The 15,461-nt window shown below is 43.5% G+C and carries 8 protein-coding genes; 4 read left to right on the top strand and 4 right to left on the bottom strand.

Going from position 1 to position 15,461, the window contains the following annotated elements:
* Positions 1-6 precede the first annotated feature (6 nt).
* The 4 genes from fes to entS all read left to right on the top strand — a co-directional run bounded on the left by fes (position 7) and on the right by entS (position 11,468).
* On the top strand, positions 7-1,296 hold the full coding sequence (gene fes, locus AC0L3Y_RS17115; RefSeq protein ID WP_473466804.1) for an enterochelin esterase: 1,290 nt from the start codon (positions 7-9) through the stop codon (positions 1,294-1,296).
* Positions 1,297-1,320: 24 nt separating this feature from the next.
* The gene (locus tag AC0L3Y_RS17110) at positions 1,321-1,515 is read left to right on the top strand and encodes an MbtH family protein (RefSeq protein WP_473466802.1); all 195 of its coding nucleotides are present in this window, start codon (positions 1,321-1,323) and stop codon (positions 1,513-1,515) included.
* A 30-nt stretch (positions 1,516-1,545) separates the two neighbouring features.
* Positions 1,546-10,119, top strand: a complete 8,574-nt coding sequence (locus tag AC0L3Y_RS17105) for an amino acid adenylation domain-containing protein (RefSeq protein ID WP_473466801.1) — start codon at positions 1,546-1,548, stop codon at positions 10,117-10,119.
* Positions 10,120-10,190: 71 nt separating this feature from the next.
* Positions 10,191-11,468 (top strand): enterobactin transporter EntS, encoded by a 1,278-nt coding sequence (entS, locus tag AC0L3Y_RS17100; protein WP_473466798.1) that lies wholly within the window; start codon positions 10,191-10,193, stop codon positions 11,466-11,468.
* A 128-nt stretch (positions 11,469-11,596) separates the two neighbouring features.
* Here entS and AC0L3Y_RS17095 read toward each other — a convergent pair whose 3' ends face one another.
* From AC0L3Y_RS17095 to fepB, 4 genes are read right to left on the bottom strand one after another with little or no spacing between them, the layout of a single operon-like run.
* Entirely contained in the window at positions 11,597-12,394 is a 798-nt protein-coding gene (locus AC0L3Y_RS17095) for an ABC transporter ATP-binding protein (protein ID WP_473466796.1), read from the bottom strand.
* On the bottom strand, positions 12,391-13,389 hold the full coding sequence (locus AC0L3Y_RS17090) for a FecCD family ABC transporter permease (RefSeq protein ID WP_473466794.1): 999 nt from the start codon (positions 13,387-13,389) through the stop codon (positions 12,391-12,393). The genes AC0L3Y_RS17095 and AC0L3Y_RS17090 overlap by 4 nt, the downstream gene beginning before the upstream one ends.
* Positions 13,386-14,399 carry a Fe(3+)-siderophore ABC transporter permease gene (gene fepD / locus AC0L3Y_RS17085; protein ID WP_473466792.1) on the bottom strand — a complete coding sequence of 338 codons (1,014 nt, stop codon included), beginning with the start codon at positions 14,397-14,399 and terminating at the stop codon, positions 13,386-13,388. The genes AC0L3Y_RS17090 and fepD overlap by 4 nt, the downstream gene beginning before the upstream one ends.
* Positions 14,389-15,453: a Fe2+-enterobactin ABC transporter substrate-binding protein gene (gene fepB / locus AC0L3Y_RS17080; protein ID WP_473466790.1), complete on the bottom strand. Its 1,065-nt coding sequence runs from the start codon at positions 15,451-15,453 to the stop codon at positions 14,389-14,391. Before fepB ends, fepD begins: the two co-directional genes overlap by 11 nt.
* Positions 15,454-15,461 lie beyond the last annotated feature (8 nt).

Here is a 15,461-nt window from a genome sequence, read left to right as displayed (position 1 = left end):
AATACATTGATTAACAATTGGTCTCTTTTTTTGAGCTCTTATGGTGTTTTAGGTGAGATTGGTAGCGAGCCTTGGTGGGAGGCAATTCGTTCTGTTGGCATGCCAGTTATTCAGACATTAGATGAAGAAAACTGTTTAGTTGTTTTTATTTGGCAGGATCCGCAAGGGAATGAAAAAACGTCAAGCGTAGCCAGTGTTATCTTAGATGTTAACTCTCTTACCAATCATCATAGTTGGGAACCGATTTGTTTGAGTCGCTTGGCTGGTACAGATGCATGGTTTGGGCAGCTAACAGTGAGTTCACAATGGCGTGGCAGCTATTCATTCATTCCTCTTCAGGCAAATCAACTTCCAGATATTGCACTAAAAAATAGTGATGGTTCTAGAGAGGCACAACGAGCTTGGTGGATAGATGTTGCGAGTAATCAAATCCCCGATGATTTAAATACATTACCTACACAGGTTTCAGGATGGGGGGAGAGTTCACCACTCCATCTTCCTAATGCACCTATTGAACTAGGCTGGAAAGAATGGGAGCAGGGAAACCTCGATACTGTGCCTACTAGTCAAATTCATTCTATTAGTTGGCAGTCGTCAAGTTTAGAAAATAAACGAATTTGCAGTGTTTACTCAACAGCAATGGGTGACGCACCGTTAGTTATTCTATTAGACGGCCAACAATGGGGAGCTGTCAGTGGAACCTTATCCGTTCTTCAATATTTAACTGAAACGAAGAGGGTTTCTCCAGCGCATTACCTTTTGATCCCTTGTATTAATGGCCAAACTCGTTGGAAAGAATTGAGCTGTCATCGACCTTTTTGGCAAGCGTTAATTGATGAGTTACTTCCTACTGTAAAACATGCTTTATCAACTTCAGACAGTGATATTTCAGAGATGATAGTGGCTGGTCAAAGTTTAGGGGGGCTTTCTGCATTGTATGCGGGACTGACTTTTCCTGAACACTTTTCTAAGGTAATTAGCCTTTCAGGCTCTTTCTGGTGGCCAGAGGAAAATAGGGTGAATGGCTTGGTTCCTGAGCAACCTTTAGAGAATCTATTACCGAAAGGTGGCCTTGCTGAGCAAGTCGTTGAGGGACGATTGTCCATACAGCATTTGAATATTTTTATGACGGTCGGTTCAGGGGAAAAAGACATGTGTCTTTATAACCAAATGATGTATGAAGCGATAAAAGGAAAGAATGGCAATGTGCACTTTGAGACAGTACATGGTGGCCATGACAGGCTGTCATGGCGTTCAGGGTTGGTGAATGGCTTATTACACTTAATACCTGCGTAAATAGAAATAATTTAGGAGTAAATGATGAGTAATGTAATGGCAAATGTATTCGATGATGAAACATTGGATTTTATTGTGCTAGTAAATGCCCAGCAACAGCACAGTTTGTGGCCCAACTTTAAAGCCATACCACAAGGCTGGACATCCGTCTTTGGTCCCTCTTCTAGAAATGCTTGTCTTGACTATGTCGAAATGAATTGGACAGATCTTCGCCCGTAACTGTTTTACTCAAGATCTCAAGGAATCACAATGATGGATAATAATACCGCGTCAGATCTTTCTACTTCTGTTGTGCCATTAACTGACGTGCAAATGGGGATATGGTTAGCGGATGATATATCGCAGCAAAAAAACATCTTTACCATCGCCCATAAAGTTCATATCAATGGAAATATTGACAGTCATTACTTACTAGAAGCCATCGAAATCGGTCTAAAAGAAGCTGATACTATTAATGCGAATTACAGCGAACAAGATGGCATACCAACGCAAAGTTTCACAGGTAAACCATTACCTTTTTCACCTGAATGGGTTGATTACACAGATCATGCTGATGGTGTGGAAAAAATGGAACACTTGATTCAGCAAGATTTAGAAGCAGAATTAACCGTATTGTCTTCTGCTCCTTTAGCTCGACAAATGCTATTTAAACTGGCGGATACACATTATGTCTGGTACCAGCGTTTCCACCATATCATGTTGGATGGTTTTAGCTTTAATGCCTTTACCAGTCGAGTCGCCTCTATTTATCATTCTTTGCTTCATAAGAAGCGTATCAGCCAAACCCCTTATACGCCTTTTAGCGAGGTAGTCGAAGAAGAGTTGGCTTATAAAAATTCAGAAAAATATGCTCGAGATAAGGCATTTTGGGAAACCTATTGTGCCGACCTTCCTCAGGTTGTGAGTTTAGCCAAGGAACAGGCTGAAGAAAGTGCTGCGTTAACGACTTCTCAAAGTTTGATTCGTCTTGATAGCGAAATGAGTGGTCTGCAATTACAGGCGTGCTTAGACACCCTGGAGTCAAACAAAAACTTAGCGGTTGCGGATCTTGCTATTGGTTTGATCTCCGCGTTCTTGATGAGAGTGACAGATCAATGGCGTTTGCCAATTGGTTTCCCTTTTATGGGGCGTGTTGGTGGTGCGGCATTACAGGCTCTAGGTCCTGTTGTTAATGTGCTTCCTTTGATTTTAGAAGGGCAGGTGGATTACACCATTTTTGATGTGACACGTCGTATTAAGAAAGATTTACGATCGGTTCGTAAGCATCAAAAATACAATGGAGAGCAGATTTTCCGTGATCTGAATCGAGTAGGGGATGCCTTGTATGGCCCTACGATTAACTTACGATTATTTGATTATGAGCTAGCGTTTGGTGATGTTCCTGGAAAAATAGAACACCTTGCAGCGGGCCCTGTTGAAGATTTGGATTTCGGTATTCATTTCGAAAAAGACACGGTACACATTGAGTGGGTGGCGAACAGCCAGAAATACAATAAAGCCGATTTAGAAGACTATATTGCTCGCTTTGAATACTTTATTCAAAATATTTTATCGGCTCCTCAGTCAAGTATTTCTGAAATATCGACACTGCTCGTGCCTGAACAATCACAAATAACGCAATGGCAATGCGGTGGCATATTGCCAGAGCATCAATGTGCTAGTGTAATAGAAAAATTTCACACCCTAGGCGACGATTTATCTTCTACAGCGGCATTGGTAGTGGATGATAAAGAGATTACTTTCTCAGAGTTGAATCTTAATATTGCGAAATGGGTATACGCTTTACAGGACCTTGGTGTTGAACGAGGCGCTTGTGTTGGTCTTGCATTATCACGGGATGAACGCATGGTATTCGCCATGTTTGCGACCATGACAATTGGCGCTCATTATCTACCCATTGACCCAGCATACCCTCAAGATCGTATTAATTGGATGATTGAAGATGCGGCGCCAAAACTAGTATTGACCTATTCGGAGGTGGTGTGTGATCTACCGGATGGTACGTCTATTCAGCCCGTGGATGATGTGGCTTTTCTTGATTTGTTAAGTCGCTGTAATGATAAGAAGGTAGTCAATAACGCTTTTCCTGAGCCAAATGATTTGGCGTACATCATGTACACATCGGGTTCTACAGGAAAACCTAAGGGCGTTGTTATTGCTCATCGTGGCTTAATGAATTTAGCGTATTTTCATTGGTCTCGTGACGGTAAAGCCTTGGCGGAGAAGTATCAGCAAGTTAATGTGCTGCTAACGGCTTCTTTCTCCTTTGACACAAACTGGGATATTTTGTACTGGCTATGCTTTGGTCATACTGTTCATATTGTTCCAGATGAAATCAGTAAGGACCCAGAGTTAATTCAGAATTACTGCCAGAAACATTATATTCAGGCAGTTGATCTACCTCCGACAGTATTGACTCAACTGTTTGATGTGGATGCTATTGAGCCTAATCAATATTTCCCTAGCCTAATCTACATTGGAGGAGAAGCGGCGTCCTCACGTTTATGGCAACAAGCGCGTACTTACCCTCAGCTGAAAATTCGTAATTATTATGGCCCTACTGAAAACACGGTAGACAGCTTGGGCGCTGATGTTATGGATTCAGTGAGAATGGTCATTGGTCGCCCACTTTCCAATACAGAAGCTTATATTCTGGATTCGAGTCTATCTCCGGTTGCCATCGGTGTAGCAGGGGAGTTATATGTTTTTGGTCCGGGCTTAGCTCATGGTTATCTAAATCAACAAGCATTAACATCCACTCGATTCGTGGCGAACCCTTTTAAAGAGGGTGAAAGAATGTATCGAACGGGGGATTTAGCCCGTTGGTTAGACGATGGTCAGGTTGAATTTATTGGCCGTACGGACCATCAGGTTCAGATTCGTGGACATCGTGTTGAGCCAAGTGAAGTCGAAGTGACGATTAATCAGCTTGATGGTGTGAAAAACTGTTTGGTTGTGGCGAATAAGCAAGGTAGCACCCATCGATTAGACGCTTATCTTATTGTGGAAGAAAGCGTGATTAATGACGGTGTAGAAGAGATTAAACGACTGACTCAATCATTTTTTGAGGCTTTGTCGGACTTGCTTCCTGTTTATATGATCCCAGCCACATTGACTTTGTTACCTCGTTTTCCTTTGAATACGAACGGTAAAGTTGACCGTGGCGCTTTGCCAAGCCCAGTGGCGATGAAACGCCAAGGTACGCTACCTAAGAATGATCAAGAAGTACTGATTTCTCAGCTAGTACAAGAGGTTTTAAATCTTGATGAAGTCTTTGCGGATGATGATTTCTTTGCCCTAGGCGGAGACAGTATTGTGGCTATGTCGCTGAGCAGTTTGGCCAGAAAAAATGGCTATTCTTTACGGGCAAAAGACATTTTTGAAAGCCGAGTAGTAAGTGTGATTGCTGGGCGTCTGACACCATTAGATCAGAAGAAAATGGTGTCGAGTGTTCATACTGGTCAATTATCAGAGTTGCCTATTTATCGCTGGATGGATCAGGCTGGCGGGCTAGATTTATCCTACTACCAAGCGGTTTGTATTGCTCTACCTGATAATATGACATATCAAACCTTTCGTGGTTTGGTGAATCAGCTAATTGCTGCACACTCTATATTGAATGCTGTTGTACAGAGTTCAAAAGTAACGGTTGAGGGTTCATTAGGTTCTTTCCCTGTTCGTTTGTTTGCGGATCAAAAAGCATTTCCAGCCATGGTTGATTATGGGTTTGAGGCGCTTATTCAAACACCTGAACATCAAGTCTTTCCAGCGATGCGTGTGGGTTACCTGCAAGGTGACAAGCAGCAGGCGGCTGTATTTGCATTGCATCATACTATTGTTGATGGGGTGTCTTGGCGTGTCTTGTTTGCAGATATTTCTTGTCTATTAAGTGATCCATCTAAAGAGTTAGATGTGTCTCCTAACAGTTTACTAGACTGGCAAACAGCGTTGAAAAATGACATGCCTCGTTGGCAAAAAGAACAAGCCCATTGGTTTACTCAACTAGACGCTAAGCCGATCTTTAATACCGAGGTGTCCGGTACTAGACAGCACCAACGCTTGTTGTTGGATACAACAGCATCAGGTTTGTTGCTTGATACCTTACCTAAACAATATCGTTGCCAGCCGCAAGAAGCCTTTTTGAGTGCCTTGTATCTTGCTTTTTCTGAACATTATCAGGTTTCAGACCTTCCTATCATGATGGAGTCTCATGGTCGTGCTGAAGTGGATGGTTTGGACTTAACGAGAACGGTCGGTTGGTTTACGGCGGAATACCCTGTTCGCATGGCAGCACCAATGTCGTTACTCAAACAACTGAGTCACGTTGAGGCCCCATATGACACTGTGGTGCGTTTGGTTCGTTCTTCATTACAGAAAGTGCCTAATAATGGTGTAGGTTATGGTGTTCTCAAATATCTGAATGGTGGTGAATCGGGGCTTCTGCGACGTGGTAAATCAGAGCCGCAGATTTTGTTTAACTACCTTGGGCGTTTTCAACAAGACGCGCTGACCTTTCTGAAAGGGGAGCGTTATTTCCATGATACGTTTGAGGTACATCAGTCGGCGCTAATTAAGTCCTCTTACGCTATTGAACTGAATGTCTTCATTGATGATCAGCAGAGTGAATCGCAATTGGTGGTTCACCTTGATTACGATACTTCCTGTGTTGAGGAAAAAGAGGTTAAACATCTGATGGCTCGGCTGTCTGAGATGGCGTCTCTTATGAATCAATTTGCGAATAAGCACCAAGCGATCGCGGCAGATACATTAGTATCTGAAGATCTAAAAAGCGTCGACTTAAATGAACAGAATATCGATGACTTACGAAATCAATATGGCGCTTTAGAAGCTGTCTTACCAGCCTTACCTTTGCAAGAAGGCTTGCTTTTCCATGCTCAACTTGAACAAGCGTCTCACGCCAAAGACGCAGGTTATAGCTCCTTAGCGCGTTTGGCATTTTCTGGAAAAATGGATTTACAGCGATTGAAACGTTCGTTAGGCATGGTCATTGAGAAACATCCTCAGCTTGGTGCTTTGTTTGATTTCTCACAAGGTGATAGAGCATTGCAGATATTGCCTTGGCGACGCATCAGTGAACGTCAAAACTGGTGGCCAGTGGAAGAAGTGAATCTTCAGGGACTGGACGAATCTACACAACAAGATCGCTTATTAGAAATTGAAAAAGAAGAGTTAAGCCGAGATTTCATGGCGTTACAGTCTGCTGGTGTGCCGCTGTTGCATGCGGTCTTGGTGAGCCTGTCAGAAGATAAGCATTATCTCTTCTTGAATGCCCATCACTTGGTTGTTGATGGATGGTCAACGCCAATTATGTTGCGCGATTTAGTGAATGCTTATGGCAGTGATAAAGCTAAGCTAGTTTCTACCTCTGTGCCTTATTCGTCTGTTGTTGAGCAGCTCTTGATGCTAGACAAAACGGATATGGAAACCGCTTGGAAAGACGCTTTCACAGGCGCTGAACCAACCTTATTGTTTGCTGATAACCCACCTAATGAGTTGGTGACGACTCATACTTTAACTTTTGATACGAAGAAGTTTACTCAACTGAAAGCGCTTTATCAGGGTAAAGGTTTGACTTTAAACAGCCTTTTACAAACAGTGTGGGCGAATGTGTTGTTTGGCCTAACAGGGCGCTCTGATGTGGTGTTTGGTACACCAATTTCAGGTCGTTTTGGTAGTGTCACAGGCATTGAAGAGCATATTGGGTTATTTAGTAATACGGTGCCTGTACGAGTGAATTTGCAACCAGAGTTAAGTCTGTGGGAGCAAATGCAACAGGTGCAGAATGAACAAATTGCCTTACTTGAACATGATGGCTTGGGCTTATCGGAAATTCAGCGTCTGGTTGGTCAAAACAACTTATTTGATACCTTGTTGGTGGTCGAGAACTTCCCAGAACAAGCAGACTTGTTTGCATCGCAATATCAAGGTTTAACGCTGGATGAAGTCTATAACCGTGGCTTTACTCATTATCCACTGACTGTTTTGGCTTTACCGAGTGAGCAATTGGATTTGCTGTTTGAGTACCGTGGTGGTTCAGAGATAGCGGCCTTGCTAACACGTTTTGAAAATGTATTGGACTTTCTCCTGTCTGGAGAAACGATGCCTCAGCATACTTTGGATATTCGACTAGACGCAGAAAAAGAGCTTGTCTCGACTCTGAACAATACCGCTCATGATGTGCCAAATAGCACATTAAGAGACTGTTTGATCCAGCAAGCCTTGGCAACACCAGATCAAGCGTGTTTGTCTGACGAGTCAACTCAGTTGAGTTATCTCCAAGCTCGTTATGAAGTGATTCGTTTAGCCAAACAGTTACAGAGTCTCGGTGTGGAACCTGGGGACATTGTAGCGGTTGCTTTACCGAGATCCGTTAAGCTGAGCTTGGCTTTATGGGCCATTATCGAAGTGGGCGCTGCTTACTTGCCATTGGATACAGGTTACCCAGATAATCGCTTGAATTACATGTTAGAAGACGCCAAGCCACGAGCCTTAATTACGTTGGGTGTTGAGCAACCGCGTTTTGTGCATGAGGGTGAAAGCTTCCTTTTCGATGATGAGATTGTGCCATTACAGGATGACACGCTACTTCGTGATGAAGTTGAGGCTTGGCAAGCGCCAGTACTGGATGAAAAAGCAGCGGCTTACTTGCTTTATACGTCTGGTTCAACGGGGCGTCCTAAAGGTGTTTTGGTTTCTCACCAAGCCATTGTCAATCGTATCTTATGGATGCAGGACAGTTATCCATTAACCTCTGATGATGTTGTTCTACAGAAAACCCCTTGTAGCTTTGATGTGTCTGTTTGGGAGTTCTTCTGGAGTGCCATGGTCGGAGCGAGTTTACATATGGCTCCGCCAGAAGCCCATAGAGACCCAGTTCAATTGCAACAATTGATTGATCAGCAAGGTATTACAACACTGCATTTTGTGCCTTCTATGCTAGCAGCTTTTGTTTCTGCAATAGAAAGTACTTCTGTCTCTGAAATAAAAAGTATTTCTGTCTCTGAAATAGCAAATGATAGGGCAGATAAAGGTTGGTCTTGTGACACATTACGACGTGTATTTTGTAGTGGTGAAGCCTTGCCGGCTGAGCTGTCTAGACAGTTTGAAACAGTAATAGGCTGTGAACTTCACAACTTATATGGCCCAACGGAAGCGGCTGTTGATGTTAGCTATTATCCTGCTTTTGGTCAGGGCTTACAAAAGGTCGAAGGCGTTGGTGTACCGATTGGTTATCCTGTTTGGAATACTGAGTTACGCATATTAGATAGCTTCTTACGTCCTGTTCCGATTAGTGTGGCAGGTGAGTTGTACCTTTGTGGTGTGCAACTAGCAGAAGGCTATTGGAAGCGTCCTGAATTGTGCGCAACACGTTTTGTTGCGGATGTGGAAGGCAATGGTGGACGTATGTATCGCACTGGCGATGTGGTGCGCTGGTTAGACAATGGTGCCATTGAATATCTTGGTCGTAGTGATGATCAACTTAAAATCCGTGGACAGCGGATTGAGCTGGGCGAGATTGAGCAAGTCTTAGCCGCTCAACCAGAAGTTGATCAATCCGTTGTAGTGGCCAAAGAATGGGGACAACAAAGCGGCTCTATGGGGGCGGATGCGCGCCAACTTGTTGCTTATGCAACCAGTAAGAATGGAGAGCTTGATGTGGCTCAAATGCGTATCTCTATGGCTGAACAGCTACCAACACACATGGTGCCGGTTGCCATTATTCAGTTGGATGCTATGCCTCTTAGTGCAAATGGTAAATTAGACCGAAAAGCCTTACCTATTCCATCTGATGTGATGGATTCTAGTGCAGGGCGTGCACTGAAGTTGGGTGTTGAAACTGAGATAGCCAACGCGTTCTCGAAAGTACTTGGGGTGACAGGCTTGAGTGCGACAGATGACTTTTTTACCTTGGGTGGCCATTCTATTCTCGCGGTACGTCTTGTTGCTGAACTTCGAAAAGCGCTAAGGCTGAATGTGACAGTAGGTCAGATCATGGTGTCGCCGAGTATTGAGAAGCTAGCACAAGTGTTGGGCAATCAAGACCTAGCAAATAGTCGCGAGTTATCTGGGTTTGGTGCGGTACTGCCAATTAAACAAGGTGTAGGTAACCCTATATTCTGTATTCACTCTGCTTCTGGGTTTGCTTGGCAATATACAGGCTTTGCCCGTTATGTTGATAAAGAGTGCTCAATGCTAGGTTTACAATCACCAAGACCTGATGGGCCAATAGCGGCTCAAAAGAATATGGAAGGAATGATTGATCAGCATTTACGCGTGTTGAGGTCTCGTCAACCTTCAGGGCCTTATCGAATTATTGGTTATTCTCTTGGTGGCGTCATTGCCCATGGGTTGGCTGTACGCCTACAAGAAATGGGTGAACAAGTGGACTTCTTAGGCTTATTGGATACCTATCCGCCTGATGAGCAAGATTGGTCTGGCTCTGTTGATGCGGAAGCGCAAGAAGAAGTTGAACGCGAAAAAGAGCAATTCATGAATGTGTCTGGAGATGTATTAGATAAACAAATGGAACGAGACCGAGACGAGATGTTCGCTGATATCGTGAAAAACTATGCGGATTCGGTCACGCTTTTATCTTCAGCTAAATCAAAACGTTTTAAAGGCAAAGCTGTGTTGTTTGTTGCGGATAATACAGTGCCAGAAGGAATGGATACTCAAGCCACTTGGGCGCCTTACATAGATGAACTTGAAGAACATCACTTTGACTTTGCCCATGAAGATATTTTATCGCCAGAAGCATTAGTTTCAGTCGGCCCAATCTTTAAAAAAATGATTGAACAATAATATTTAAACGTATTCAGTGCGTGGGTATGACTACGCCAAATAAAAAGAGATCTCATGACCAAAAAAATATTATGTTGGATTTTAGTTTGCTAAAAACCAACGCTAATTTCCGCGCTATTTTCATTGCACGCTTAATGTCCGTTTTGGGTATAGGCATGTTGAATGTGGCGGTGCCTGTGCAAATTTATGAGTTAACTGGGTCGAGCTTACAAGTCGGTTATGCGGTAGCTCTTGATGGCATAGGGATGTTTATTGGCCTTATGTTAGGTGGTGTGTTGGCGGATCGAATGGATCGTAAGTATCTGATCTTATTTTCACGATTTATTTGTGGTGTTGGCTTTGTTTTGTTGGCAGGTAATGCGTATCTTTCTGAACCAAGTCTTTTCGCGGTATACGCTATTTCTTTGTGGGATGGATTCTTTAGTGCTATCGGCATGACGGCGTTAATGGCCTCTATTCCCAATTTGGTTGGACGAGAAAACGTACCAACAGCGGGCGCATTAAGTATGCTGATTGTACGAATTGGTTCTGTGATTTCTCCAGCACTAGCGGGAGTTATTATCGTGGCGTATGGCGTGACATGGAATTATACATTGGCGGCCATTGGGACGCTCTGTACACTTATTACATTAGTGACATTGCCAAATATGAAACCTCAAGAAGGAGGTCCAAAAGAGCATCCTTTGAGATCTTTGTTTGATGGTTTTTCGTTTGTTTTTACCCATAAGGTTATTCGAGCCGTAGTGGCGCTTGGTACTTTGGAAGCCGTGACAAAATCGATTCGTATCTTATTCCCTGCGCTTGCTGCAACCGCGTTTGGTGGCGGTGCTTTTGAAGTCGGTTTAATGTATGCGGCAGTACCTGTTGGCTCTACTTTAGGTGCATTAACGAGCGGCTGGGTTCGTCAATTAAAGCGTCCAGGAGTGGTAATGCTGATCACGGCGTTTCTGTCTTTTTTGTGTGTGGCGTCTTTAGGGCTAATGAGTCATTTATTCTTAATGTTGATAGTGCTCGCGGTGTTTGGTTATCTCGGTTCTATTGGCGGTTTGTTACAATATTCGATTGTTCAAGGTCATACGCCAGATCACATGCTAGGGCGAATTGGTAGCTTTTGGACAGCGCAGGATGTGGTTGGTGATTCAGCGGGTGCCTTGGGCATTGGTGTGATTGTGAAAGTGCTTTCACCTGTGTTTGGGGTGGTGGCGCTTGGGCTGGGGTGTGCGGCGACAAGTTTGCTTGTTGGCGCAGGTGTTCGTTCGCTCCGTGAAGCAAGCTTAATTGATGCTAGTATTTTTCCGGAAGAAGAAAATAAAAACGTCAATACAACAGAGCCGAGTGCCGCATCATAGTAATCAATTAAGGTGGCGTTGGTTGAATTAGAGTTCATTTAATTAAACAGATATCAGGTAAGAAACGGGGCTTTATAAAAAGATGAAGCCCCGTTTTTTTGTCTTTTCTAAAAAATCAAAGGGTAAGTTTATTTTCTTCCTTTAGGGACTATCAGCGGTGTGTTGGAAATAGGGTCGTTTATGATTAAGCAGGGTAATCCAAATACACTTTCAATTAGATTTTCCGTGATAATGTCATTTGGAGCGCCTGTGGTTATGACTTGTCCTGCTTTTATGACAATGAGGTTATCTGCATAGCGGCAAGCGTGATTTAAATCGTGTAACACGGCAACTAGGGTGTGGCCTTGCAAGCGGTTTAAATCCTGAAATAAATCCAATAATTCAATTTGATGCGCAATATCTAAATAAGTAGTGGGTTCGTCCAATAATAACAATGGCGTTTCTTGAGCCAACGCCATAGCGACCCACACTCTCTGCCTTTGTCCGCCAGAGAGTTGGTCGACATTATGAAAAGCAAGTTCACTCACATTCGTCGCTTTCATTGCTGCATCTACTGCGTTTTGATCTTCTTCTCGCCAAGGCTGAAACCATTTTTGGTGAGGAAAGCGACCACGAGAGACCAGATCCACAACCTTAATTCCGTCTGGGGCAATGGCGCTTTGAGGTAAAAGTCCTAATGTTTTTGCCACGTCTCGGGTGGCGAGAGTGTGAATATCCTCTCCGTTGAGTAATACCTGTCCAGATTGAGGTATGAGTAATCGACTCATAGAGCGTAATAAGGTTGATTTACCACAGCCGTTTGGACCGACAATGACGCTGAATTTTCCTTCGGGAATATGAACGGATAAATCTTTTGCGATGACGGTTTGGTCATAACATAAGGTGACAGATTCTGTTGAGAGTGAGATGGCCGATTTTGATGTCATAACTTTCCTTCCCGTGTAATCAAATAAACCAAATAAATTCCACCTAAACTAATGGTGACTAACCCCACAGGCAAGGTAGAACCTTCCCAACCGTGTTGTGCGATAAAGTCAGCACAAAGCAATAACAAGGCGCCCACAATCGCGGATGAACCCAGTGACACATTGGTATTTTTCTCTAATCGACGGGCAATTTGTGGTGCAGCAAGAGAAATGAATGCAATTGGCCCAGTGATTGCGGTAGCAACGGCAGTCAGAGCCACACCGATGAACATCAAGGTGAGGCGTGATTTGTTAACCGATATGCCTAATGCGGCGGCGGTGTCGTCGCCCATTTCGAGTAATTTCATGCGACTGTTCATTAAAAAAGCGCACACCATGAAAATGCAAATCAGCACAGCGGCAGGTAGAACTCGAGACCAAGTCATGCCGTTTAAAGTGCCTGCACTCCATAAGGCGGCTGTCATGGCAGTCTCCAAAGAAACAGTGAGAGACAACCATTGATTAAATGCAGTCAGTGTCGCACTGATGGCAATACCAACTATGATTAGACGAAAGCCAGAATGACCATCTCGATAGGCAAATATATACACAAGAACCGCAGAAAAAAGACCACCTAAAATCGCGCCTAACACACTCATCCAATACAGGTTTCCAAAGATAGCAATGGATATTAAAACGCCAGTAAAAGCCCCAACATTGAATCCAGTAATGTCTGGACTGCCTAATGGATTGCGCACCAAAGACTGAAACACAGCACCGCTTACACCAAGACCAGCACCGATAACCAAAGCAGCAAATAAGCGGGAGGCTCGCCATTGCCAAACTACAATAGATTGATAACGATCCGCCTCGCCAATGATCAATTGCCAAATATCATGGCGACTCTTGGCAACATGATCTCCAATGAATAAGGTGGCGAAAATCAACAACAAAGTAATCAATAGCACAATAGCTTTGGATGGTCGGATTGAAATGAGAGTGAATGTGTTTCTCATAGGCTGGTGGCTCCTTTCCTGCGTACCAAATAAATCAAAATTGGCGCACCGATAAAAGCAGTCACAATGGAGACTCTTAGTTCTCCTGCTATCAAAATTCGCCCGATGATATCGGCAAAAAGTAAAAGGCTAGGAGTCAAAATGAAACTAAAAGGAATGATCCAACGTTGATCAGGCCCAACCATCCAACGAGCAATGTGAGGCATCATCAAACTAACAAAAGCAATTGGACCTGCTGCAGCTGTTGCTGCACCACAAAGTAAAGTAATGGCGAGTAACCCTAATAGCTGGGCACGAGCAGGGTTACTTCCTAGGGCAGAAGCTAAAGAGTCTCCCAAACTAAATGCGTTTAATGCCGGGGTGATTGCTACGGCAATTAAACAACCGAAGATAACCACAGGTGCAATAAACAATGGTACGGATAACGTTCGAATATCTAAGCTGCCAACCAACCAAAAACGAATTTGATCAAAAGCATTAGGATTAAATAAGGTAATCGCAGAACTCAGTCCACCAAAAACTGCACCAATAGCAATGCCTGCCAGTGTGAGTTTCAGAGGATCGGTTTTACCTCCGCCAATATTGCCAACAAAATAGACCAACAAGCTGGCAAGAAGAGCGCCTAAAGCCGAATAAACGAAGAATTCGGAAAGTTGTGTTGCTCCTAAAAAAACAATGGCAATCGACACGGCAAGACTGGCGCCTAAATTCACACCTAATATGCCAGGGTCAGCAAGTGGATTTCGTGTGATTGCTTGAATTAGGGCACCAGAGGTTCCCAATGCCATACCGACAAATAAACCGTTTAACGTTCTAGGCAAACGGCCTTCAAGAATGATGGTTTCTGCAAGACCATGTTCTTTTCCTATTAGAACATTCCACAGCACTTGGATTGATAATGGTTTCGCACCGATGCATAAACTGAGAACCATAATGAACAAGAGTAAGGCAATCGAAACTAATAACCAGCCGTATTTTGTTTTCTCAGAAGTATATTCGTTATTGGCCATTTTCGGGATGTCCAAAGAGATTCTGCAAGCGTGTAAGCAAATTACTTGCGCTATAATAATCCAGTCGAAATGTGTCATTGCCAACAGCGAATACTTGGTCGTTTTTAATGGCATTAACTGACTGTAAATAGCTATTCTTTTTTAGTGCTTCTTCTCTGTCTTTAGAGGCAGAAAATAGTAGTACTGAGTTGCCATTAACTGCATCCGGAAAGCGTTCTCCTGTGGCGATAATAATATCGTCACGCAGACCCATACTGATATTGCCTTTGACGGATTCCGGAACGTCAGCCAGAGTGAATCCTAGCTCTTTTAATAAGCGGCCTTGTGCAGACTTGGATGTCCAAATATTCGCACCAGTGTCGTCTTGATAATAAACCATGGCTGTTGTGGGTTGAGGCGGTAAGGTGATTTTGCTTTTCGTGTCTGCGACTTTTTGCTCGAAGTCTTTAATGACATTTTTTGCTTGCTTTTCCAAACCTAATAAATCACCAAAGATTTTCGCTAATTGCATCCAGCTTTTGTTGTCATAACCAATAACTAAGGTCGGTGCGATATCTTTTAATTGGTCGTATAGTTTCATGGCCGAATCTCCACTAGTCGCAGAAATGATGATTAAATCTGGATTTGCTTTGATAATAGCTTCGGCATTCGGTTCTGTTTGGTAAAGTGCAAGCACGCCTCGCTCTTTGGCGATAGGAGCCCATTGGCGCATAAAACCTTGCTCTGACGCGACGCCTGTATTAGCCATAGTTGCACCTGATGCGATAAGCGGTGCATTGATTGCTAGTAATGTGCCGGAAAGGGTTACGCTAGTAGAAACTATTCGGTTCGGTGCCTTCTCAAGAGTAACTAATCCCTTGCTAGTCATGATGCTTCTTGGCCAACCTGATGGATCTTTCTCCACTTGGTCGATAGCTAGAGAGCCTTTTAAATGTGATGCAACTTTCTTTGTTGAGGTTTTATTATCTTGTGACTTGTCATCACAGCTTACTAACGCGAGAGAAAAAATGAAAAACACTAGAATTCGACCAAAATAGGAATAACTGCGAACCATATCTAAGA

The organism is Marinomonas sp. GJ51-14 (assembly GCF_055808695.1).
The sequence above is the reverse complement of the archived record's forward strand: the minus strand, read 5'-3'. Positions and strand labels throughout refer to the sequence as shown.

What these genes read in the sequence shown, in the direction of transcription:
- fepB (WP_473466790.1), bottom strand. Translation starts at nt 15,453, where the DNA reads ATGGTTCGCAGTTATTCCTATTTTGGTCGAATTCTAGTGTTTTTCATT.
- AC0L3Y_RS17090 (WP_473466794.1), bottom strand. Translation starts at nt 13,389, where the DNA reads ATGAGAAACACATTCACTCTCATTTCAATCCGACCATCCAAAGCTATT.
- fepD (WP_473466792.1), bottom strand. Translation starts at nt 14,399, where the DNA reads ATGGCCAATAACGAATATACTTCTGAGAAAACAAAATACGGCTGGTTA.
- AC0L3Y_RS17110 (WP_473466802.1), top strand. Translation starts at nt 1,321, where the DNA reads ATGAGTAATGTAATGGCAAATGTATTCGATGATGAAACATTGGATTTT.
- AC0L3Y_RS17105 (WP_473466801.1), top strand. Translation starts at nt 1,546, where the DNA reads ATGATGGATAATAATACCGCGTCAGATCTTTCTACTTCTGTTGTGCCA.
- AC0L3Y_RS17095 (WP_473466796.1), bottom strand. Translation starts at nt 12,394, where the DNA reads ATGACATCAAAATCGGCCATCTCACTCTCAACAGAATCTGTCACCTTA.
- entS (WP_473466798.1), top strand. Translation starts at nt 10,191, where the DNA reads ATGTTGGATTTTAGTTTGCTAAAAACCAACGCTAATTTCCGCGCTATT.